Raw genomic sequence first — 21,683 nt, 5'->3', positions numbered from 1 at the left:
TATGAGAATCTCAAGCTTGAGTTTAGGATTAGTAGATACTAATGCGTACTTTGTCGAGAATGAAGACAGCGTTATTTTAATTGATCCGGCTGGTGAATCAGATAAAATCTTTAAAAAATTAAATCAAATTAACAAGCCATTAAAAGCAATTTTATTAACACATGCGCACTTTGATCATATTGCAGCTTTAGATGAAGTAATTAATAAATATGATGTTCCATTGTACATGCATAAAGAAGAATTCAGTTTTCTGACTGATTCTGAAAAAAATGGTTCTGCTAAGTTTAAACAGTATGGTATGCCTTTAATCACTAGCGAAGCCAAACCATTAGAATTAGACGAAGGAAAACATCACATTGCTGATTTTGAGTTTAATGTACTTCATACACCTGGTCATTCTCCAGGAAGTTTGACGTATGTGTTTAAGGAATTCGCAGTAGTTGGTGATACTTTGTTCAATAATGGAATTGGACGTACAGATTTATATCGTGGCGATTATGAAACACTTGTTGATTCAATTAAAGATAAATTATTTGAATTAGAAGGTGATTTACCATTATTCCCTGGTCATGGCCCGTATACAACTGTGGATGATGAACAGTTAAATCCATTTTTAGATGGACAATAAAATAAAGTAATTTCTTTTCCTCCTACGTTTATATATGTAGGAGGTGTTTTTTTGAAGTTACTATTCAGAGAAATTGTAAATAAGGCCATTACAAAAAATGCGAGTGATATACATTTCATCCCTTCAGTAGATGAAGTACATATTAAGTTTAGAATGAATGACTCTCTTGAACTATATGAAACCTTTAACTTAGATGTATATCAGAAATTACTCGTATTTATGAAATTCAGATCTGGTTTAGATGTTTCTTCACAACAAATTGCTCAAAGTGGTCGATATACCTATCAAGCTAAATCTACTTACTATTTAAGAATTTCAACTTTACCATTATCATTAGGGCTAGAAAGCTGTGTAATAAGGATAATCCCTCAATATTTTAAAGCTAAGAAAGAATATAAAGCGTTTGAAGATTTTAAGCATTTAGTAAATAAGAAGCAAGGTTTAATTTTATTCACTGGTCCAACAGGTTCTGGTAAAAGTACATTGATGTATCAGATGGTGCTACACGCTTACAAAGAATTAAATTTGAACGTCATCACTATTGAAAACCCGGTAGAACAATTACTTAAAGGCATTACTCAAGTATCCATTAATAAAAAAGCAGGAATTGATTATGTTAGTTCATTCAAAGCAATATTGAGGTGTGATCCAGATATAATTTTAATAGGGGAAATACGAGATGCTGAAGTAGCTAAATGTGTAATTCAAGCAAGTTTAAGCGGTCACCTAGTTCTATCGACAATGCATTCTGCTAATTGCAAAGGCGCTCTATTGAGGTTAATTGAAATGGGAATTTCAAAACAAGAATTAACGCAATCTATCAATATTATTTCAAATCAAAGGTTAATTACAACAACACAGAACGAACGACGTCTAATTTGTGAAACGATTGATAGGCATCAAATTGAATATTTTTTTGATCATAAACAAACTTTACCGCATAATTTTAATAATCTTGAACATCAATTAAATTTATTATCCAAAGAAGGAACGATTTGTGAAGATACTGCAAACAAATATTTTTAATTTTCCATCAAAGAATTTAACTAGTGCTCAAATGATACATTTACTAGAAACGCTGACGAACTTATTAAAAAGTGGGTTTACATTACTTGAAAGTTTTGAATTTATCAATTTATATTTTAAATACAGAGATAAAGAATTAAATAATAAAATTATGACATCTATTAAAACAGGTAAAACATGCTATGATATTTTACAATTAATAGGTTATCCTAATTCAATCACCACTCAAGTATATTTTTCACAAAAATATGGAACTCTAGAAGATGCTTTAGAAGAATCTATAAAATATATGAAAACAAACTTATCTGCAAAACAAAAAGTGATTAAAGCAGTTCAATATCCATTGTTATTATGCACCGTTTTCATGTGCATGATTATTGTTTTGAATTATACTGTAATCCCTCAATTTGAACAATTATACGTATCTATGGATGTTAATTTATCATTTTATCAAAAATTTTTAACATCTATGATTACCTCTTTACCAACAATTATCTTTATAAGTTTCATCATCTTACTTATAACGATTTCATCATTCATCATCATTCTATTTCGCTTGAATACCTCAAAAAAAGTACTTATTTTATCGTCATTACCATTAATCAACAATTATTATAAAATTTTTAAAACGTATCAACTCTCTAATGATTTAAGCTTATTTTATAAGAACGGTGTGAGTTTACAGGACATCGTTACAACTTACTTAGCTCAAAAAGAGAATGACTATTTAACTTATCTGGGAGATTTTCTAATGGATAAAACTAATAATGGCCTTTCTTTGGCAAATAGCCTGGCTATGATGCCTTGCTTTCAAGATGACTTGATTAAATTTATACAGCAAGGAGAAAAAAGTGGCAAATTAGATGTTGAACTAAAAATATACGCAACTATACTCATTAACCGATTTCAAGAAAAATCTGTTCAACATACTAAAGTGATTCAACCCATTATTTTTCTATTCTTAGGCATATTCATTGTTAGTTTGTACTTAGTTATAATGCTACCTATGTTTCAATTAATGCAAAATATTAAATAATAAGGAGTTTTATATGAAGAGAACCGTTAAAAATATGAAGAAGTTAAAAGCCTTTACACTTATTGAAATGTTATTAGTATTGCTCATTATTAGCGTTCTATTAATATTAATCATTCCCAATATTGCTAAACAAACTGCTCATATACAGTCCACAGGCTGTGAGGCACAAGTAAAAATGGTAAATAGTCAGATAGAAGCCTATACTCTAAAGCATAATCGTGCCCCAACTAATATAAATGAACTTATTGCAGAAGGTTTAATAAAAGACGGACAAAAACAATGTCGCTCTGGAGAAACTATTTCTATATCAAATGGTGAGGCAATTGCGAATTAATAAATTGCCTGGATTTACACTACTTGAAACATTACTCACTTTAATTATTTTAATCATTTTCTTAAACATTTCCCCATATATTTATAAAACAAATCATTTAAATTTATTTGAGAGTAGATTAAAAATCAATAATATTATTGCTCAATTTGAATATCTTAAATCAAAAGCAATTGCCGAAAATCAATCTATCACAATAGTACTTAATAAGAATGCTTCAGAAATGAAAGTGATAGAACAGAATGGAAAAAAGTACACATTAAGTTTATTTGGAGCAAAGATAAGCTCTGTTGCAAAAGTACAAACACTCACATTTAATAATGAAGGGAAAATAAATCATTTTGGATCAATTATTTTAAAATATAAAACACACTTTTACAGAATAATTTTCCATATAGATAAAGGAAGGATACGTTTTGTCAAATTATCAAGTTAAAGGAAGTCTATTAATTGATAGTTTATTTAGTTTTATGGTGATGTCAGTCATCACTTTAACTTTTTTGCCACTATTACAACAATTCAATGTCAATTTGCGAAACCAATACGATATGCTAGATATGAAACATGCAATCATGACTAGTCATAAATATTACAGCCTTAATGAACTCAAAAAAGGAATTAACATAGGGAAAAATGAAATTAAACTTTACAAAAATACGATATGTAATAACAATAATTCAGCAAAGAGAAAAGTTTGCATCCGACTTAGTAATTAAAGGTTTTACATTTATTGAAATGCTTATTTCTTTATTCATTACGATCCTCATTTTAACTGTAATGCCAAATTTAATTCGTTTGACCGATACATATTTAATTAACGCTTATGAATTTGATCAGTCCGAATATTCATTTTTTCAAGTAGACCTAAATAAAATGACTAATTCTAAAACAATTACTATGAAATTGATAAACAATCATACTATTATGATTCAACGACAACATCAAAATGACTATATTAAGTTCCAGAATCATAAGATTATTTTTGAAAGCAATAGTAAAGGAAATATCACGCTCTTAAATAATGTACTAGACGCGAATTTTATATCTAGGCAACGAGGAATTATAGAAGTAATTTTAAGAATTGGAAATGAGGTGAATTATTATGACAAAACACTCTTTATATAAGTTTAGTGGGTTCATGAGCACTTACACTTTGCTAATTTTTATTATTTATTTGTCTGTCATCACTTTTTATACAACTCAATATAGTTTAAAATTGAAGACAATTCATAACATGAGTAGTTTTTATGACCAACAAATTAATCAACTATTTGACAAAAGGTGAGGCTATTGAATAAGAAAAATTCACCAATAATACTTATTGGCTTTATGGGTACAGGTAAAAGCACTATAGGAGAATATTTATCCTTAGAGAAACAATTGAGTTTCATAGATTTAGATATTTACATTGAAATCAGAGAAAATAAAACAATACCTGACATTTTTAAAGATATCGGAGAAATAGGATTTAGAGAATTAGAGTATAAATATTTATCGGAATGTACACAAAAATATGATGTCATTGCTACTGGTGGTGGTATTATCGAATACTCTAAATCATTAAATTATTTAAAACAGTATAAATACATTTTTTGGCTAGATTGTGACATAGATATTATCTTCAAAAGAGTTTTGAACGATAAACATAGACCAAATGCAATTGATAAATCTAAAAAACAGTTAAATAACTTGTATTTATCAAGGATTTCAAGATATAATGAAATCGCATTCATGAAAGTGAATAGTGATAAAACAATCAAAGAAATTTATAATGATATTATAAATTATCTATCTTGCGGTTGATCAGTATTAGAGAGAATAAAAATATTTTACTTAATTTAAAGTATCATCATTTTTATCGCCGAAGGTGCAAGTTAACTACTAAACTCTCAGGCAAAAGGATAATACTGTTACGCATTCCTGGATTAAGTGTATAAACAGGGTAGCTATTTGCTACTCTGTTTTTTATAAAAAATATAGGGGGTTTTCTAATGACAAGCGAATTAAAAAAAACACCATTGTATCAAAATTATGTAGATAGTGGTGCAAAAATTGTAGAATTCGGTGGATGGGCAATGCCTGTTCAATTTACAAGTATCAAAGAAGAACATAACGCAGTTAGATATGAAATAGGTATGTTCGATGTAAGCCACATGGGAGAAATCTCTATTAAAGGCAATGATGCTAGTAAATTTGTCCAATACTTACTTTCAAACGATACTAATAACCTAACTGACACTAAAGCTCAATATACTGCTTTATGTAATGAAGAGGGTGGTATTATTGATGATTTAGTAACATATAAAGTTGGCGATAATGATTATTTATTAATCGTTAATGCTGCTAACACAGATAAAGACTTTGCTTGGGTTGAAAAACATGCATCTAAATTCGATGTTGAAGTGTCAAATGTTTCTGATCAATTTGGTCAATTAGCAGTTCAAGGACCTAAAGCAAGAGATTTAGTTAGTGAATTAGTCGATATTGATGTAAGTGAAATGAAACCATTTGATTTCCAACAAGATGTTACTTTATTTGGAAAAAATGTTATTTTATCTCAATCTGGTTATACAGGTGAAGACGGATTCGAAATCTACTGTGATGCAAAAGATACTGTAGATATTTGGAACGGCTTTATTGAACATAAAGTAGTACCATGTGGTCTTGGTGCACGTGATACTTTAAGATTAGAAGCTGGCTTACCTTTACATGGTCAAGATTTAACTGAATCTATTACACCTTATGAAGGCGGAATTGCCTTTGCTGCTAAACCATTAATTGAAGAAGATTTCATTGGTAAATCAGTATTAAAAGACCAAAAAGAAAATGGTTCAGAACGTAGAACTGTTGGTTTAGAATTACTTGATAAAGGTATTGCTAGAACTGGCTATCCAGTATTAGACCTTGACGGTAATGAAATTGGTGAAGTTACTTCAGGTACACAAGCACCATCTTCAGGTAAATCTATCGCAATGGCAATCATTAAGCGAGATGAGTTTGAAATGGGTCGTGAACTTTTAGTTCAAGTACGTAAAAGACAACTCAAAGCTAAAATTGTTAAGAAAAACCAAATTGAAAAATAATTAAGGGGTGTGTATTGTGAGTCATCGTTATATACCATTAACAGAAAAAGATAAAAAAGAAATGTTAGATAAAATTGGCGCTAGTTCAATTAATGAATTATTTGGAGATGTGCCAGAGGATATCTTATTAAATAGAGACTTAAATATTGCTTGTGGTGAAGCTGAAACTTCACTTTTAAGAAGATTGAATACAATTGCTAATAAAAACGTAACTAAAGAAACTCATACGTCTTTCTTAGGTGCAGGTGTGTATGATCATTATGCTCCAGCAGTTGTAGATGCTATGATTTCTCGTTCAGAATTCTATACAGCTTATACGCCATATCAACCTGAAATATCTCAGGGTGAGTTACAAGCTATTTTTGAATTCCAAACATTAATTTGTGAATTAACAGATATGGATGTAGCAAACTCATCTATGTATGACGGCATCACAAGTTTTGCTGAGGCTTGTATCTTAGCATTTAATCACACTAAGAAAAATAAAATCGTAGTTTCTAAAGGACTTCATTATCAAGCTCTTCAAGTACTAAAAACTTACGTTAAAGTTAGAGAAGAATTTGAAATAGTAGAAGTTGACTTAGATGGTACAATTACAGACTTAGAAAAATTAGAACAAGCAGTAGATGATGAAACTGCAGCAGTTGCAGTTCAATATCCAAACTTCTATGGTTCTATTGAAGATTTAGAAAAAATCCAATCATTTATCGAAGGTAAAAAAGCATTATTTATCGTTTATGCTAATCCATTAGCTTTAGGATTATTAACACCTCCAGGTTCATTCGGAGCAGATATCGTAGTCGGAGACACACAACCATTTGGTATCCCAACACAATTTGGTGGACCTCATTGTGGTTACTTTGCTACAACTAAAAAATTAATGCGTAAAGTTCCTGGTAGATTAGTAGGACAAACTCAAGATGATGAAGGTAACCGCGGATTTGTTCTTACTTTACAAGCTCGTGAACAACATATCCGTCGTGATAAAGCTACTTCAAATATTTGTTCTAACCAAGCCTTAAACGCACTTGCATCATCAATTGCTATGTCAGCACTTGGTAAACAAGGTATTTATGATATTGCAGTTCAAAACTTAGAACACGCAAATTATGCTAAAAAACAATTTAAAGACAACGGTTTTGAAGTTCTTGATGGTACTTCATTCAATGAATTTGTTGTTAAATTCGACCAACCAATCAAAGATATAAATAAAAAGCTAGCTGAGGAAGGTTTCATTGGAGGCTTTGACTTAGGAGAAGCTTCAACAGACTTCGAAAACCATATGCTAATTGCTGTTACTGAATTAAGAACTAAAGATGAAATTGATACATTTGTTAAGAAAGCTGGTGAGCTAAATGGTAGTAAGTAAATCAAGTCCATTAATTTTTGAAAGATCAAGAGCAGGTAGATATGCATACTCATTACCTCAAAGCGATATTAAAACAGATTCAGTTGAGAGTATTCTTGACGATAAATTTATCCGTAAAAACAAAGCGGAATTTCCTGAAGTTGCTGAATTAGATTTAGTACGTCACTATACTGAATTATCTAATAAAAACTTCGGTGTTGATTCAGGTTTCTATCCCTTAGGATCTTGTACTATGAAATATAATCCAAAAATCAACGAGAAAGTAGCTCGTATTCCTGGATTTGCTGAATCACATCCATTACAAGAAGAAGATCAAGTTCAAGGTTCTTTAGAAGTTGTATACAGTTTACAAGAAGAACTTAAAGAAATTACTGGTATGGATGAAGTGACATTACAACCAGCTGCAGGTGCGCATGGTGAATGGACGGCTTTAATGATTTTCAAAGCATACCATTTAGATAATGGTGAAGGTCACCGTGATGAAGTAATCGTTCCTGACTCAGCACACGGTACAAACCCTGCATCTGCGTCATTTGCTGGATTTAAAGCTGTTACTGTTAAATCAAATGAACGTGGCGAAGTTGATATCGAAGACTTAAAACGTGTTGTTAACGAAAACACTGCTGCGATCATGTTAACAAACCCAAATACACTAGGTATTTTCGAGAAAAACATCATGGAAATCCGAGAAATTGTGCATGCAGCTGGCGGATTATTATACTATGATGGTGCAAACTTAAATGCCATCATGGATAAAGTACGTCCAGGAGACATGGGATTTGACGCAGTACACTTAAACTTACACAAAACATTCACTGGCCCTCACGGTGGCGGTGGCCCTGGTTCAGGACCAGTTGGTGTAAAAAAAGAATTAGCTAGTTATTTACCAAAACCAATGGTAATCAAAGATGGAGATACATTCAAATATGATAATGATATTAAAAACTCTATCGGAAGAGTTAAACCATTCTATGGTAACTTTGGTATCTATTTAAGAGCATACACATATATTAGAACAATGGGTGCGGAAGGTTTAAGAGAGGTTTCTGAAGCAGCAGTTCTAAATGCTAACTATATTAAAGCTAGCTTAAAAGACCACTACGAAATTCCATATGAACAATATTGTAAACATGAATTCGTATTAAGTGGATCTAAACAAAAAGAACATGGTGTTCGTACTTTAGATATGGCTAAACGTTTATTAGACTTCGGCGTACATCCACCAACAATTTACTTCCCACTAAATGTAGAGGAAGGTATGATGATTGAACCAACTGAGACAGAATCTAAAGAAACATTAGATTACTTTATTGATTCAATGATTGAAATTGCTGAAGAAGCTAAAAATGAACCTGATACAGTCTTAGAAGCACCACACAGTACAATCATTGATAGATTAGATGAAACTACTGCTGCACGTAAGCCTGTATTGAAATTTGAAAACCTTCACGAAGAAAAAGAATAATATTCAATTCTTGTCCCTGTAACCTTATAAATGGTTATAGGGACTATTTATATACATAAATTTGTACTTTGAAATTATACGTATTGTTAACACAATTTAAGAGAAATTATTATAATACGCATAGATTTGTTACATTAAAGGCGTAAAAAAACTCTTAAAGATTTTATCTTTAAGAGTTCATAACAGACATACGATTATTTTTTTGTTTTAATCTTACCAGTCCATTTTTTGTATCCGCCTTTTAACATATAAATATCTTTATAGCCATTCTTTTTAAGAATACGGGCTGCACGATAACCTGCAACACCATTTGCATCACAAAGATAAATTGGTTGATCTTTACGTAAACCTTGATATCTTTGACTAAACATTGATATTGGAATGTTGCGAGCGCCGTTTATATGGCCGTAATCATAGTCTACTTTTTCACGAACATCAATCACTTGAGCTTTTCTTAAACCTTTATGAAATTCATTTTGCTCAAGTTCAGTTACTGCTCGTTTATTCATAAACCAATTTCCAAGCATATATAAAATAATAATGACTATAATAGCTAAAGCTATAATCAAAGATACATTCATATTGCATCCTCCCTAATTAACCGATATTATAATTATAAGACTGTTAGCTAAATTTATCAAAATTTTTTATTAGCTATTTTTATCAAAGTTTTATATGTAAAATTTAATATTTTCTTTAGTTAATTATATATTGTGATTGGAGTTTGTTTTATGACAGAGACATGGAATTTTATAAATACAGGAAGTCACGATCCATATTATAATATGGCAATGGATGAAGCGCTTTTAAACTTTGTATCAAGAGGGGAAATCGATCCTGTTGTTAGATTTTACACTTGGAATCCCGCAACATTATCAGTGGGATATTTTCAAAGATTAAAAAAAGAAATCGACATTGATAAAGTAAAAGAAAAAGGATTCGGATTAGTTCGAAGACAAACGGGTGGTAGAGGTGTACTTCATGATAAAGAATTAACATATAGTGTTATTGTGTCAGAAGAACATCCTAATATGCCTTCTACTGTAACTGAAGCGTATCGTGTTATTTCTGAAGGGTTACTTGAAGGATTTAAATTACTAGGATTTGAAGCATATTTTGCGATTCCGCGGTCAAAAGAAGAACGAGAAAAATTAAAACAACCAAGAAGTGCCGTATGTTTTGACGCGCCAAGTTGGTATGAATTAGTTGTTGAGGGTAGAAAAATTGCAGGAAGTGCTCAAACTAGACAAAAAGGCGTCATTTTACAGCATGGTTCTTTATTACAAGATGTTGATGTTGATGAACTTTTCGACATGTTCACTTTTAAAAATGATCGTCTTAAACATAAAATGAAAAAAGCATTTGTAGATAAAGCAGTGGCAATCAACGATATTGCTGATAGACATATAACAATTGAGGAAATGGAAAAAGCATTTGAAGAAGGCTTTAAAAAAGGATTAAATATTGAATTTAAACCACTTATTTTATCTGATAAGCAGATGGAAGAAGTAAAAGAATTAGAAGAAAAATATCGTTCTGATGAATGGTTATATAAAAAATAAAAAGCCAGTAAATGTGTTTTTAAATTGATGTGCACTCTAAAAATTAGAATTAAATTCTGACTTTATAGGGTGCACTTTTATTTTAGTCAACCACTGCCAATATATATTTATAGGGAGTGGGACAGAATTCATTTTAAATTCGTCGTCCCACTCCCAGCTTGCTTTGCTTGTGGAATTTCTTAATGAAATTCTCTCTGCTGGGGCCCCGACTCCCAACTTACTTTGCTTGTAGAATTTCTTAGTGAAATTCTCTTTGCTGGGGCCCCAAGGATGACTAGATCTGAGAAAAGCTTGAATTAAGTGCCTTCTCAGTACAGTCAGCTACTGCGAATGTGCAAAATAGCATTATTATATTATTTATGTCCCAGCCTCGTATTATTTACGATGTTTCTTTTTATATTTTCTTGCAGCTCTTCTATATTTACGTTGATCTTCAGTCAAGAAGAAGAAATAGTATATTAAATAAATTATGATTGCGATGATTATAAAAGTAAAAATAGTTTTAGCAAATGACATCATAAACGCATTCAGATTTAATATTAAGCCAATTGCTGCAATAATTAATATTAAATAAAACAATATATTTTTCAAAACAAAAACTCCTATATTTATGAATTATTGGACATGTTAACTTGAGATAGCTTTGTCTTACCTTTATTTAATTTATTAGAATTGTTAGTTTCATATCCACTCTTTATATCTTTAAATGCTGATTGTAATTCTTTATTCATTTGTCTGATATTCTTATCTTCGTTTTTATTGGCACTTGATAAATCTTTAGTTGAAATCGTGCCTTTATATTTACTATACGCATCATCAATATCGTTTGTTATAGTATTTAATTTTTCAAGATTTTGCTTTTTATCCTCTTTTTTCTTTTTAGTTAAATCTAGTTGATTATAATTACTAATCACTTTAGTAATATCCTGATAATATTTTGAAGAAGCATCTAGAAATTTAGCTTCTTTATTGTTATCAACAGTTTTAGATACATTCTTTTTATCTTTATTAAGAGCTTCAACTTGTGCTTTTTGATTACTAATATCTTGATTTAGCTGTTGGATATCTAACTTCAAGTTATGGTTTTCATCTCTTAATTTGGTTGTCTTGTCTTCCAAAGGTCCTAAATTTTGAGAGCCACAACCAACCAATAAACATGAAGCTCCTAGAATAACGATTAATTTTTTCATTAAAATCTCCCTAAACCAAAATCTCTTTATTTCTAAAATAATTATGCTATTATTTTAATGTAAATAGAGCAAATGTACAAACGTTATACTAGGAGTGATTTGTATGAATAAATTAGCAAAAGTTCAAGAACTACTCAATCATCATCAAATAGATGCTTTAGTTATCTTATCAGATTATAATCGAAGATATTTATCTGATTTTACTGGTACAAGTGGTGCATTAGTTATTTCAAAAGATCGTTATCAATTAATAACAGACTTCCGTTATATTGAACAAGCTACCGAACAGGCTACTCATTTCGAAATTATCAAGCGCAGTGGTGGATTAATTGAAGAAATCGTTGAAATTATCAATCATAACCAATTTAAGTCAATTGGTTTTGAAGGTCACTTAGTAAGTTACGATACTTACCAAACGTTAGATCAATCAAGTGCAAATTTAGTTTCAATTGGTGATGACATTGAAAAAATTAGAGAAGTAAAAACACCTGAGGAAATTGAGAAAATTAAATATGCTGCTAAAATAGTTGATGATACATATAATTATATCTTAGAAATTGCCGAGGCTGGCATGACTGAAAGAACATTAAAGGCGAAATTAGAGAGCAAAATGTTAGAATTAGGTGCAGATGGACCTTCATTCGACACAATTGTAGCATCGGGTTATAGAGGCGCCTTACCACACGGCGTAGCAAGTGATAAAGTTATTGAACAAGGGGATATGATCACGTTAGACTTTGGTGCATACTACAGAGGGTATTGCTCTGATATTACAAGAACATTTGCTATAGGTGAACCTGATCCAAAGATGAAAGATATTTATAATATTGTTCTTGAATCCCAAATAAAAGCCATCAATGAAATTAAAGCTGGCATGACTGTGGCAGAAGCAGACGCTTTATCAAGAGATTATATTGCGTCTCATGGATATGGTGAAGCATTTGGTCATTCACTTGGTCATGGTATTGGATTAGATATACACGAAGGGCCATTATTGTCTAAAAATGCAAAGGGTACGATTCAAGTAAATAATTGTGTTACTATTGAACCAGGTATTTATGTAGATGGTCTTGGTGGTGTACGTATAGAAGATGATATTTTAATCACTGAAAATGGCTGCGAAGTCTTTACTAAATGTACAAAAGACCTTATTATTTTATAGAAAGCGCATATTTGAGGAGGAAACTGAATGATTTCGGTTAATGATTTTAAAACAGGTTTAACAATTTCTGTAGATAATGGCATTTGGAAAGTTATTGATTTCCAACATGTAAAACCAGGTAAAGGTTCTGCCTTTGTTCGTTCTAAATTACGTAATTTAAGAACAGGTGCAATCCAAGAAAAAACATTTAGAGCTGGAGAAAAAGTTGAACAAGCAATGATTGAAAATCGTCGTATGCAATATTTATATGCAGATGGTGATAATCATGTGTTCATGGATAATGAAACGTTTGATCAAACTGAATTATCAGCAGATTATTTAAAAGATGAATTAAAATTCTTAAAAGCAAACATGGAAGTTCAAATTCAATCATATGAAGGTGAAACAATCGGTGTTGAATTGCCTAAGACAGTTGAATTAGAAGTTACTGAAACTGAACCTGGTATTAAAGGTGATACTGCTACTGGTGCAACTAAATCAGCTACAGTTGAAACTGGTTATACATTAAATGTACCTTTATTTGTTAATGAAGGTGATGTATTAGTAATTAATACTGGTGATGGAAGCTATATTTCAAGAGCCTAATTTATTATGAACGATAACTAGAGTCTTTCTGATTACCAATTAGAAAGACTTTTTTTAATACTCAAATCATGCAAACAAAAAATTATAAAATATCAGGAGGCTGGGACATAAATAATATAATGGAGCTATTTTGCAAATTCGCAGTAGCTGACTGAACTGAGAAGGCGCTTAATTCAAGCTTTTCTCAGTTCTAGTCACCCTTGCGGGGGTGTGACGACGAATTCAAAAAGAATTCTGTCCCACTCCCAACTATTTGCCATAAAATGACACATGCTTGAATTGGCAAGTTGAGTCAAGTAAAATAGATTGGTAGATGAAAACTAAGTCGAGGAGTCAGTAACTTATGAATTTTAAAGAAATAAAAGAATTAATCGAAATTCTTGATCAATCAAGTTTAACTGAAATTAATATTGAAGATAATAAAGGTAGTGTAGTTAATCTAAAAAAACAAAAAGAAACTGAAATAATTACACCACAATATACACAACAAGCACCTTTAGCACCTGCTGCACCAACAATGTCAACACCAAATCAAAGTGTGTCAGAAGCACCTGTTGAAGAAAATAAAAGTCAAGATGATGAATCATCATATCAAACAATTAATGCACCAATGGTTGGTACATTTTATAAATCTCCATCACCTGAGGAAGATGCTTATGTTCAAGTTGGTGATAAAGTTACAAATGAATCAACTGTATGTATTTTAGAAGCAATGAAATTATTTAATGAAATTCAAGCAGAAGTTTCTGGAGAAATCGTTGAAATATTAGTAGAAGACGGACAAATGGTAGAGTATGGCCAACCGTTATTTAAGGTGAAATAATGAAAAAAATCTTAATCGCTAATCGTGGAGAAATTGCAGTTAGAATTATCAGAGCTTGCCATGATTTAGGCATACAAACCGTTGCTATTTATTCTGAGGGAGATAAAGACGCATTACATACTCAAATTGCTGATGAAGCATATTGCGTTGGTCCTACTCAGTCTAAAGATTCATATTTAAATATTCCTAATATCTTATCTATAGCAACATCAACAGGGTGTGATGGCATTCATCCGGGTTATGGCTTTTTAGCTGAGAACGGTGACTTTGCGGAACTATGCGAAGCTTGCCAATTGAAATTCATTGGTCCTAGCTATGAATCTATTCAAAAAATGGGTATTAAAGACGTTGCAAAAGCTGAAATGATTGCTGCCAATGTACCAGTTGTACCAGGAAGCGATGGTCTTGTCACATCTATAGAGGATGCTAAACAAATCGCTGAAGAAATCGGCTATCCTGTAATTATTAAAGCGACAGCAGGCGGTGGCGGTAAAGGGATTCGAGTAGCCAGAACAGAGAAAGAACTTGAAAATGGCTATCGAATGACCCGACAAGAGGCAGAAACTGCTTTCGGTAATGGGGGACTTTATCTTGAAAAATTTATCGAGAACTTCTGCCATATAGAAATTCAAATCATTGGTGACCAATACGGAAATGTAATTCATCTCGGAGAAAGGGATTGCACGATTCAGAGACGTATGCAAAAGTTAGTTGAAGAATCACCATCACCTATATTAACGAATGAACAACGTGAAGAAATGGGAAATGCTGCAATTAGAGCTGCTAAAGCAGTAAATTATGAGAACGCAGGTACAATTGAATTTATTTATGACTTAAATGACAATCAATTTTACTTTATGGAAATGAACACGCGTATCCAAGTTGAACATCCGGTTACTGAAATGGTTACGGGAATAGACTTAGTTAAATTGCAATTAAAAGTTGCGATGGGTGAAACATTACCATATACGCAAGATGATATTACGATTAATGGGCATGCGATTGAATATCGTATAAATGCTGAAAATCCATATAAGAATTTCATGCCTTCTCCTGGTAAAATTACCCAATACCTTGCGCCTGGAGGTTATGGTGTGAGAATCGAATCAGCTTGCTATACGAATTATACAATCCCTCCATATTACGATTCTATGGTTGCTAAGTTAATTGTACATGAACCTACTCGTGAAGAAGCGATTATGACTGGAATCAGAGCATTAAGCGAGTATTTAATTTTAGGAATCGACACAACAATTCCGTTCCACTTGAAATTAATGAATAATGATATTTTTAGAAGTGGATCATTTAATACAAATTTCTTAGAGCAATATAATATTATGAATGATAATGAGTAGGAGGTAGTCTAAATGGTTAAAGTGGCAGATTATTCAAATTCAAATTTAGGTAAAATTGAAATTGCACCAGAAGTTATCTCTGTAGTTGCAAGTATTGCAGTATCAGAGGTAAACGGTGTTACCGGACATTTTGCAGAATTAAAAAATAGTAATATTGAGAAAATGAGTCGAAAAAATCTCAATAGAAATTTAAAAATTGATGTTAAAGAAGATGGCATTCAAATCGATGTATATTGCTCTATTAAACATGGTATAAATATTTCTAAGTTTGCGAGCAAAATTCAAACATCCATTTTCAACTCAATTAAAACAATGACTGCAATTGAGCCTAAAGAAATTAACGTTCATATCATGCATATCACTGTCGAATAATATAAAGATTACATTAACAAGGAGTTATTTATGAGTCGAAAAGAATCAAGAAAGCAATCATTTCAAACTTTGTTTCAGTTAGAAATGAAAGATACAGAATTAACTATCAATGAAGCAATCAATTTTATTAAAGATGATGAGCCAGATTTAGACTTTGAATTTATACACTGGTTAGTGACTGGTGTAAAAGATCATGAACCAGTTTTAGATGATACGATCAAACCATATCTTAAAGATTGGTCACTTCAACGTTTGCTAAAAACAGACCGTATTATACTACGTATGGCTACATTTGAATTATTACACAGTGATACACCACCGAAAGTAATCATCAATGAAGCTGTAGAATTGGCAAAACAGTTTAGTGACGATGAACATTATAAATTTATTAACGGTGTGCTAAGTAACATAAAATAATTAATTTGAGTGATGACTATGTCTGAATACTTAAGTGTAACAACATTAACAAAATATATTAAATACAAATTTGACCAAGACCCACATTTACAGTCTATTTTGCTTAAAGGCGAACTATCTAACTTTAAAAGGCATTCTAGCGGACACCTTTATTTCAATGTTAAAGATAAAGATAGCGTCATTAGTGCAATGATGTTTAAAGGCAATGCTAGCAAACTTACTTTTGATCCTAAAGAAGGTGACGAAGTTCTCTTAGAAGCACGTGTTTCTGTATATGAGCGACGTGGAAACTATCAAATTTATGTAAATAAGATGGAATTAGATGGTATAGGGAACTTGTATCAAAAGTTAGAACAATTAAAGATAAAATTAAAAAAAGAAGGCTATTTTAGTAATGAATATAAAAAGCCTATTCCCCGATTCCCTAAAAAAATTACGATCTTAACTGCAAGTACCGGTGCAGCAATTAGAGATATTGTGTCTACAATCAATAGCAGATATCCTTTAGTTGAAAAAATTCAATTAAGTACTTTGGTGCAAGGAACTCAAGCAAAAGAAGATATTATCGAAAAAATAAAACACGCTGACGCGCTTGGCGTCGATACCATTATAGTTGGTCGTGGTGGTGGTTCTATAGAAGACTTATGGAACTTTAACGAAGAGGATGTTGTGAAAGCAATCTTTGAATGTCAAACACCTATTATTTCAGCTGTCGGACATGAAACTGATTTTACTTTGAGTGATTTTGTCGCTGATGTAAGGGCAGCAACACCTACTCAAGCTGCGGTCATCGCTACACCCGATCAGTACGAATTGATGCAACAAATTAAACAACATCAATTTTCGCTTTCAAGATATATAAAACAATATCTTGAAAAACAACATAAACAGCTCGACCATTTATCATCGTATTATAAATTTAAACAACCTTCATTATTATATGATCAACAAATTCAACGAAAAGATGATTTAGAAAAGCAATTATCTCAATTAATATCATCTAAAATTGAAAGTAAAAAGTATCAAATTAAAGTACTTCGTCAAAATTTTAATTTAAAAGCTTTGAAGCAATCCATTACGCAAAATAATAAACACTTAATGAACATTAATAGTCGATTAACAAACTTAACCAAGAAAAGTATTCAAAATAATCAATTAGAGCTCAAAAATAAAATTGAACTATTAAATAACTTAAGTCCGACTAATACAATGCTAAGAGGCTATACTATTATTAATAAGAACGACCAAGTGGTTACAAGTACACAAGACTTAAATGAAAATGATGAAATTACATTATCAATGAAAGATGGTAGCGTTGATGCTATTGTTAAAAAGGTTAGGTGTGAACATGAGTAAAGATCAACAAAGTTTTGAAGAAATGATGCAAGAATTGGAAAAAATCGTTCAAAAGTTAGATAATGAAACTGTATCTCTTGAAGAATCACTAGAGTTATATCAGCGAGGTATGAAACTTTCAGCCACATGTGATGCAACGCTGAAAGATGCAGAAAATAAAGTTAATCAACTTATTAAAGATGAAGCAGAGGATGAAGATAATGACAAAGATGTCAATGAATGAGTTAATTGAACAAATTAATAGCGCTCTTGACGGTGTAATTAAACCTTCACCATTAAATACCAATCTTGAAGAAAGTATGCAGTATTCACTTAATGCAGGTGGTAAAAGAATAAGACCACTACTTGTTTTCTTAACGTTGGATGTATTAAATCAAGATTATACCAAAGGTAAACAAACGGCTTTAGCATTGGAAATGATTCACACATATTCTTTAATACATGATGATTTACCTCCTATGGATAATGATGATTATCGTCGTGGAAAATTAACAAATCATAAAGTTTATGGTGAATGGAAAGCTATTTTAGCTGGAGACGCACTTTTAACGAAGGCTTTTGAAATCGTTGCTGACGATGATTTATTAGAACCAGAGGTTAAAGTAAAGGTGCTTTCACGATTAGCTCACAATAGCGGTCACTTAGGTATGGTGGGTGGCCAAACACTAGACATGCAAAGTGAGGATAAACCTGTTGATTTGGAAACCCTTGAACAAATACATAAAGCTAAAACAGGTGCATTATTAAAATTTGCGATATTAAGTGCTGCCGATATTGCAAAAGTCGATCAATCGACGTCACAATTACTTGAATCATTTAGCGATCATCTAGGTCTAATGTTCCAGATTAAAGATGATTTACTAGATGTGTATGGTGATGAATCTAAGTTAGGTAAAAAAGTAGGTAGTGATATTGAAAATCACAAAAGCACTTATGTTTCATTATTAGGAAAACAAGGTGCAGAAGATAAACTTGATTTTCATAAAAATGCTGCCACTGAATCAATTGAAAAGCTCTCTGAGCAATACGATATTAAGCCTTTACTAGATGTCGTTGATTTATTTTACACTCGTGATCATTAAGTTGAACGAATAAGAACCCTTTAAAGTTATTGTTTTAAACAGCAGCTTTGAAGGGTGTTTTAATACTTTATTTTAATGACTAGGTGCTCGTGATCATTATTATTAAAAATTTACATAATTATTTATAAATATATACATTTTTTCAAACAAAATCATTCAATAATAGCGCTATGTCATTAATTTAAACAATTTACGATTATTGAGTTATCAGTTACTTATGCATAATAGCAATAGTAGTAGTAAAAATTATGTTGTGTTAAAATCATTGTATAATTATTCAAAACTAGGAGTGTTCATAATGGCAAAAAAATCAGTGAGACACATAAAAATAAGAGAAATTATCTCAAGCGAAAAGATAGAAACGCAAGACGAACTCGTCAAACGTCTAAATGAATACGACCTTAATGTGACTCAAGCAACCGTATCTCGTGATATTAAAGAATTACAATTAATCAAAGTACCCGCACCAACAGGTCAATATGTTTATAGCTTGCCGAATGATCGAAAATATCATCCACTTGAAAAATTGGGACGTTATCTTATGGACTCATTTGTTAACATTGAAGGAACTGGAAATTTATTAGTCTTAAAAACATTACCAGGTAACGCTCAATCTATAGGTGCTATACTAGACCAAATCGATTGGGACGAAGTGCTCGGTACTATTTGTGGAGATGACACTTGTCTTTTAATTTGTAAAGATGAAGAAGCAAGTAATACAATTAAAACTAGAATTTTCAATTTATTATAAGGATGCGATGAATTCATGTTACAAACCTTATCAATAAAACAATTTGCAATTATTGATGAATTAGAAATTCATTTTTTAGATGGCCTTACAGTACTGAGTGGTGAAACTGGTTCAGGTAAGTCAATCATCATAGATGCTATTGGCCAGTTAATTGGAGTGCGTGCTTCATCAGACTATGTTAGACATGGTGAAAAAAAGGCAATTATTGAGGGTATCTTTGACATAGACGAAAGTAAAGATGTTATTCATATCCTTCAGGACCTAGATATAGATATTGATGAAGACTTTTTATTAGTAAAAAGAGAAATTTTTAGTACTGGTAAGAGTATTTGTAGATTAAACAATCAAATCGTAACACTTCAAGATTTACGTAAAGTCATGCAAGAGTTATTAGATATTCATGGTCAACATGAAACTCAAACACTTCTTAAACAAAAGTACCATTTAAAATTATTAGATGACTATGCAGAGGATAAATATTCAACTACAAAAGAACAATATCAAAACGTGTTTAACCAATATAAAAGTAAAACAAAGGAATTAGAAGATCTAGAGTCTGCAGATCAAGCGTTACTTCAACGTTTAGATTTAATGAAATTTCAATATGAAGAACTAGAAGAAGCTTCTTTAAAAGAAGGCGAAATTGAACAATTAGAAGTTGATATTCGTAGAATTCAAAATTCTGAGAAGCTAAGCTTAGCGCTCAATAATGCCCATGTTACTTTAACCGATGAACACGCGATTACAGATAGACTTTACGAATTAAGTAATCATTTACAATACATTGATGAAACTCTGCCGGATAAATATAGTAAACTTAAAGAGGATATCGACCAATTTTATTATACGCTTGAGGATGCTAAACACGAGATATATGATGAAATGTCGAACAACGAATTTGATGAACAAATGCTCAATGAATTAGAATCCCGAATGAATTTATTAAATAATCTCAAAAGAAAATATGGCAAAGATATTAATGAATTAATGACTTACAAAGACAAGCTCCAAAATGAAATTGCTAAAATTGAAAATTATGAGGAAAGTACATCTCAATTACGTGAGGAAATTAATCGATTATATGAAGAAGTCATGTCTCAAGGCAAGTTATTATCTAAGGCGCGTCGTACCGTAGCACGCACATTAAGAGACCATATCGTTTCCGAAATTCAAAATTTACAAATGAAAGATGCTAATTTAGAAATTTCTTTCCAATTATTAGAAAAGCCAACGATTGATGGTATAGAATTCGTTGAGTTCCTAATTAGTCCAAATAAAGGAGAACCACTTAAGAGTTTAAATAAAATCGCCTCTGGTGGTGAACTATCTCGTATTATGCTCGCTTTAAAAAGTATATTTGTACAATCACGAGGACAAACAGCAATTCTATTTGATGAGGTTGATTCGGGCGTGTCTGGTCAAGCTGCCCAAAAAATGGCTGAAAAAATGAGAGATATCGCAGAATATATCCAAGTTATTTGTATCTCTCACTTACCACAAGTCGCATCAATGAGCGATCATCATTTATTAATAAGCAAAGCTTCCAATGATGACCGTACAACAACTCAAGTTAAAGAATTAAAAGATGATGACAAAATTGATGAAATCGCACGCATGATTTCTGGTGCAAGTGTAACGGAATTAACTAGAGAAAATGCAAAAGAAATGATTAGTCAAAACCAAAGAAAAAAATAGGGTACGGTACAGCAATTAAAGTTAATCGTTGTCCCGCCCCAGCATGCTTAGCTTGTAGAAATTTTTGATAAAATTCTCTTTGCTTGGCAACGCATAGGTAAGAATGTCTAGGTTTGAAAAAACTTGATTTTAGCGCGTTTTCAAACGAGTCGGCTACTGCTAAAATAATAAATTAGGCTGAGACTTATATTTTGTCCCAACCTCTTATGTAATTCATTAGTTTTATTACTATTAAATTTTGATGTAAAATGTATAATAAATCACTAATTTAAATAAATTGATTTTTATGAGCTATGCTCATTGCGTTATAAATGACATTAGACATTTAAAATCTATTTATATTGAGCATTATTGCATCATACTATTGATAAATAAATTGTAAATGCGTTAGGAGT

At 31.4% G+C, this 21,683-nt stretch carries 24 protein-coding genes and 1 riboswitch; of the genes, 21 read left to right on the top strand and 3 right to left on the bottom strand.

Going from position 1 to position 21,683, the window contains the following annotated elements; translation table 11 throughout:
* Nucleotide 1 precedes the first annotated feature (1 nt).
* The 9 genes from JVV30_RS05240 to gcvPB all read left to right on the top strand — a co-directional run bounded on the left by JVV30_RS05240 (nt 2) and on the right by gcvPB (nt 8,938).
* Nucleotides 2-628, top strand: a complete 627-nt coding sequence (locus JVV30_RS05240) for an MBL fold metallo-hydrolase (protein WP_053029497.1) — start codon at nt 2-4, stop codon at nt 626-628.
* Between the two features lie 51 nt (nt 629-679).
* Nucleotides 680-1,654, top strand: a complete 975-nt coding sequence (comGA, locus tag JVV30_RS05235) for a competence type IV pilus ATPase ComGA (protein ID WP_204193619.1) — start codon at nt 680-682, stop codon at nt 1,652-1,654.
* Nucleotides 1,626-2,690: a competence type IV pilus assembly protein ComGB gene (gene comGB, locus JVV30_RS05230; RefSeq protein ID WP_070854969.1), complete on the top strand. Its 1,065-nt coding sequence runs from the start codon at nt 1,626-1,628 to the stop codon at nt 2,688-2,690. Before comGA ends, comGB begins: the two co-directional genes overlap by 29 nt.
* Nucleotides 2,691-2,703: 13 nt before the next feature.
* Nucleotides 2,704-3,024, top strand: coding sequence for a competence type IV pilus major pilin ComGC (comGC, locus tag JVV30_RS05225; RefSeq protein ID WP_070854970.1), 321 nt, complete (start codon nt 2,704-2,706; stop codon nt 3,022-3,024).
* A gap of 4 nt (nt 3,025-3,028) precedes the next feature.
* On the top strand, nt 3,029-3,457 hold the full coding sequence (comGD, locus tag JVV30_RS05220) for a competence type IV pilus minor pilin ComGD (RefSeq protein WP_239469319.1): 429 nt from the start codon (nt 3,029-3,031) through the stop codon (nt 3,455-3,457).
* A gap of 893 nt (nt 3,458-4,350) precedes the next feature.
* Entirely contained in the window at nt 4,351-4,824 is a 474-nt protein-coding gene (locus JVV30_RS05215; protein ID WP_070855000.1) for a shikimate kinase, read from the top strand.
* Nucleotides 4,821-4,936, top strand: a riboswitch (glycine riboswitch). (Overlaps the previous gene by 4 nt.)
* Before the next feature lie 76 nt (nt 4,937-5,012).
* The gene (gene gcvT, locus JVV30_RS05210; RefSeq protein WP_053029491.1) at nt 5,013-6,104 is read left to right on the top strand and encodes a glycine cleavage system aminomethyltransferase GcvT; all 1,092 of its coding nucleotides are present in this window, start codon (nt 5,013-5,015) and stop codon (nt 6,102-6,104) included.
* Between the two features lie 16 nt (nt 6,105-6,120).
* Nucleotides 6,121-7,473: an aminomethyl-transferring glycine dehydrogenase subunit GcvPA gene (gene gcvPA, locus JVV30_RS05205; RefSeq protein WP_070854973.1), complete on the top strand. Its 1,353-nt coding sequence runs from the start codon at nt 6,121-6,123 to the stop codon at nt 7,471-7,473.
* Nucleotides 7,460-8,938: an aminomethyl-transferring glycine dehydrogenase subunit GcvPB gene (gene gcvPB / locus JVV30_RS05200; protein WP_070854974.1), complete on the top strand. Its 1,479-nt coding sequence runs from the start codon at nt 7,460-7,462 to the stop codon at nt 8,936-8,938. The genes gcvPA and gcvPB overlap by 14 nt, the downstream gene beginning before the upstream one ends.
* Before the next feature lie 194 nt (nt 8,939-9,132).
* Here the strand turns inward: gcvPB and JVV30_RS05195 are convergent, their stop codons facing one another.
* Nucleotides 9,133-9,519 (bottom strand): rhodanese-like domain-containing protein, encoded by a 387-nt coding sequence (locus JVV30_RS05195; protein ID WP_011275678.1) that lies wholly within the window; start codon nt 9,517-9,519, stop codon nt 9,133-9,135.
* Between the two features lie 150 nt (nt 9,520-9,669).
* Here JVV30_RS05195 and JVV30_RS05190 point away from each other — a divergent pair, with 150 nt between their 5' ends.
* Nucleotides 9,670-10,500 carry a lipoate--protein ligase family protein gene (locus JVV30_RS05190; RefSeq protein WP_070854975.1) on the top strand — a complete coding sequence of 277 codons (831 nt, stop codon included), beginning with the start codon at nt 9,670-9,672 and terminating at the stop codon, nt 10,498-10,500.
* Nucleotides 10,501-10,875: 375 nt separating this feature from the next.
* Here the strand turns inward: JVV30_RS05190 and JVV30_RS05185 are convergent, their stop codons facing one another.
* Complete coding sequence (locus JVV30_RS05185) at nt 10,876-11,091, bottom strand: SA1362 family protein (RefSeq protein WP_204193615.1); 216 nt, start codon at nt 11,089-11,091, stop codon at nt 10,876-10,878.
* Nucleotides 11,092-11,108: 17 nt separating this feature from the next.
* Complete coding sequence (locus tag JVV30_RS05180) at nt 11,109-11,690, bottom strand: putative periplasmic lipoprotein (RefSeq protein ID WP_053029486.1); 582 nt, start codon at nt 11,688-11,690, stop codon at nt 11,109-11,111.
* A gap of 103 nt (nt 11,691-11,793) precedes the next feature.
* Between JVV30_RS05180 and JVV30_RS05175 the strand changes: the two genes are divergently transcribed.
* The 11 genes from JVV30_RS05175 to recN all read left to right on the top strand — a co-directional run bounded on the left by JVV30_RS05175 (nt 11,794) and on the right by recN (nt 21,288).
* Nucleotides 11,794-12,852, top strand: coding sequence for a M24 family metallopeptidase (locus tag JVV30_RS05175; protein WP_070854977.1), 1,059 nt, complete (start codon nt 11,794-11,796; stop codon nt 12,850-12,852).
* Between the two features lie 27 nt (nt 12,853-12,879).
* Complete coding sequence (gene efp, locus JVV30_RS05170; protein WP_053029484.1) at nt 12,880-13,437, top strand: elongation factor P; 558 nt, start codon at nt 12,880-12,882, stop codon at nt 13,435-13,437.
* 343 nt (nt 13,438-13,780) lie between these two features.
* The gene (accB, locus tag JVV30_RS05165) at nt 13,781-14,260 is read left to right on the top strand and encodes an acetyl-CoA carboxylase biotin carboxyl carrier protein (RefSeq protein ID WP_070854978.1); all 480 of its coding nucleotides are present in this window, start codon (nt 13,781-13,783) and stop codon (nt 14,258-14,260) included.
* Nucleotides 14,260-15,615 carry an acetyl-CoA carboxylase biotin carboxylase subunit gene (accC, locus tag JVV30_RS05160; protein WP_204193613.1) on the top strand — a complete coding sequence of 452 codons (1,356 nt, stop codon included), beginning with the start codon at nt 14,260-14,262 and terminating at the stop codon, nt 15,613-15,615. Before accB ends, accC begins: the two co-directional genes overlap by 1 nt.
* Before the next feature lie 12 nt (nt 15,616-15,627).
* Nucleotides 15,628-15,987 carry an Asp23/Gls24 family envelope stress response protein gene (locus JVV30_RS05155; RefSeq protein WP_053029481.1) on the top strand — a complete coding sequence of 120 codons (360 nt, stop codon included), beginning with the start codon at nt 15,628-15,630 and terminating at the stop codon, nt 15,985-15,987.
* A gap of 30 nt (nt 15,988-16,017) precedes the next feature.
* A complete protein-coding gene (gene nusB / locus JVV30_RS05150; RefSeq protein WP_053029480.1) occupies nt 16,018-16,404 on the top strand; it encodes a transcription antitermination factor NusB in 387 nt (128 codons plus the stop codon).
* A gap of 18 nt (nt 16,405-16,422) precedes the next feature.
* Nucleotides 16,423-17,760 (top strand): exodeoxyribonuclease VII large subunit, encoded by a 1,338-nt coding sequence (gene xseA, locus JVV30_RS05145; protein WP_204193611.1) that lies wholly within the window; start codon nt 16,423-16,425, stop codon nt 17,758-17,760.
* A complete protein-coding gene (locus JVV30_RS05140; RefSeq protein WP_053029478.1) occupies nt 17,753-17,983 on the top strand; it encodes an exodeoxyribonuclease VII small subunit in 231 nt (76 codons plus the stop codon). The genes xseA and JVV30_RS05140 overlap by 8 nt, the downstream gene beginning before the upstream one ends.
* Nucleotides 17,961-18,842: a polyprenyl synthetase family protein gene (locus tag JVV30_RS05135; RefSeq protein ID WP_204193609.1), complete on the top strand. Its 882-nt coding sequence runs from the start codon at nt 17,961-17,963 to the stop codon at nt 18,840-18,842. Before JVV30_RS05140 ends, JVV30_RS05135 begins: the two co-directional genes overlap by 23 nt.
* Before the next feature lie 298 nt (nt 18,843-19,140).
* The gene (gene ahrC / locus JVV30_RS05130) at nt 19,141-19,593 is read left to right on the top strand and encodes a transcriptional regulator AhrC/ArgR (RefSeq protein WP_053029476.1); all 453 of its coding nucleotides are present in this window, start codon (nt 19,141-19,143) and stop codon (nt 19,591-19,593) included.
* Nucleotides 19,594-19,608: 15 nt separating this feature from the next.
* The gene (recN, locus tag JVV30_RS05125) at nt 19,609-21,288 is read left to right on the top strand and encodes a DNA repair protein RecN (protein WP_204193607.1); all 1,680 of its coding nucleotides are present in this window, start codon (nt 19,609-19,611) and stop codon (nt 21,286-21,288) included.
* The last annotated feature ends 395 nt before the right edge of the window (nt 21,289-21,683 follow it).

The sequence above is a fragment of the Staphylococcus sp. GDY8P47P genome (assembly GCF_016892225.1).
GTDB classification, from domain to species: domain Bacteria; phylum Bacillota; class Bacilli; order Staphylococcales; family Staphylococcaceae; genus Staphylococcus; species Staphylococcus borealis.
The sequence above is the reverse complement of the archived record's forward strand: the minus strand, read 5'-3'. Positions and strand labels throughout refer to the sequence as shown.

What these genes read in the sequence shown, in the direction of transcription:
- accC (WP_204193613.1), top strand. Translation starts at nt 14,260, where the DNA reads ATGAAAAAAATCTTAATCGCTAATCGTGGAGAAATTGCAGTTAGAATT.
- JVV30_RS05175 (WP_070854977.1), top strand. Translation starts at nt 11,794, where the DNA reads ATGAATAAATTAGCAAAAGTTCAAGAACTACTCAATCATCATCAAATA.
- ahrC (WP_053029476.1), top strand. Translation starts at nt 19,141, where the DNA reads ATGGCAAAAAAATCAGTGAGACACATAAAAATAAGAGAAATTATCTCA.
- JVV30_RS05215 (WP_070855000.1), top strand. Translation starts at nt 4,351, where the DNA reads ATGGGTACAGGTAAAAGCACTATAGGAGAATATTTATCCTTAGAGAAA.
- JVV30_RS05180 (WP_053029486.1), bottom strand. Translation starts at nt 11,690, where the DNA reads ATGAAAAAATTAATCGTTATTCTAGGAGCTTCATGTTTATTGGTTGGT.
- gcvT (WP_053029491.1), top strand. Translation starts at nt 5,013, where the DNA reads ATGACAAGCGAATTAAAAAAAACACCATTGTATCAAAATTATGTAGAT.
- JVV30_RS05240 (WP_053029497.1), top strand. Translation starts at nt 2, where the DNA reads ATGAGAATCTCAAGCTTGAGTTTAGGATTAGTAGATACTAATGCGTAC.
- JVV30_RS05195 (WP_011275678.1), bottom strand. Translation starts at nt 9,519, where the DNA reads ATGAATGTATCTTTGATTATAGCTTTAGCTATTATAGTCATTATTATT.
- xseA (WP_204193611.1), top strand. Translation starts at nt 16,423, where the DNA reads ATGTCTGAATACTTAAGTGTAACAACATTAACAAAATATATTAAATAC.
- JVV30_RS05140 (WP_053029478.1), top strand. Translation starts at nt 17,753, where the DNA reads ATGAGTAAAGATCAACAAAGTTTTGAAGAAATGATGCAAGAATTGGAA.
- JVV30_RS05190 (WP_070854975.1), top strand. Translation starts at nt 9,670, where the DNA reads ATGACAGAGACATGGAATTTTATAAATACAGGAAGTCACGATCCATAT.
- JVV30_RS05135 (WP_204193609.1), top strand. Translation starts at nt 17,961, where the DNA reads ATGACAAAGATGTCAATGAATGAGTTAATTGAACAAATTAATAGCGCT.
- JVV30_RS05155 (WP_053029481.1), top strand. Translation starts at nt 15,628, where the DNA reads ATGGTTAAAGTGGCAGATTATTCAAATTCAAATTTAGGTAAAATTGAA.
- accB (WP_070854978.1), top strand. Translation starts at nt 13,781, where the DNA reads ATGAATTTTAAAGAAATAAAAGAATTAATCGAAATTCTTGATCAATCA.
- gcvPB (WP_070854974.1), top strand. Translation starts at nt 7,460, where the DNA reads ATGGTAGTAAGTAAATCAAGTCCATTAATTTTTGAAAGATCAAGAGCA.
- nusB (WP_053029480.1), top strand. Translation starts at nt 16,018, where the DNA reads ATGAGTCGAAAAGAATCAAGAAAGCAATCATTTCAAACTTTGTTTCAG.
- recN (WP_204193607.1), top strand. Translation starts at nt 19,609, where the DNA reads ATGTTACAAACCTTATCAATAAAACAATTTGCAATTATTGATGAATTA.
- comGC (WP_070854970.1), top strand. Translation starts at nt 2,704, where the DNA reads ATGAAGAGAACCGTTAAAAATATGAAGAAGTTAAAAGCCTTTACACTT.
- efp (WP_053029484.1), top strand. Translation starts at nt 12,880, where the DNA reads ATGATTTCGGTTAATGATTTTAAAACAGGTTTAACAATTTCTGTAGAT.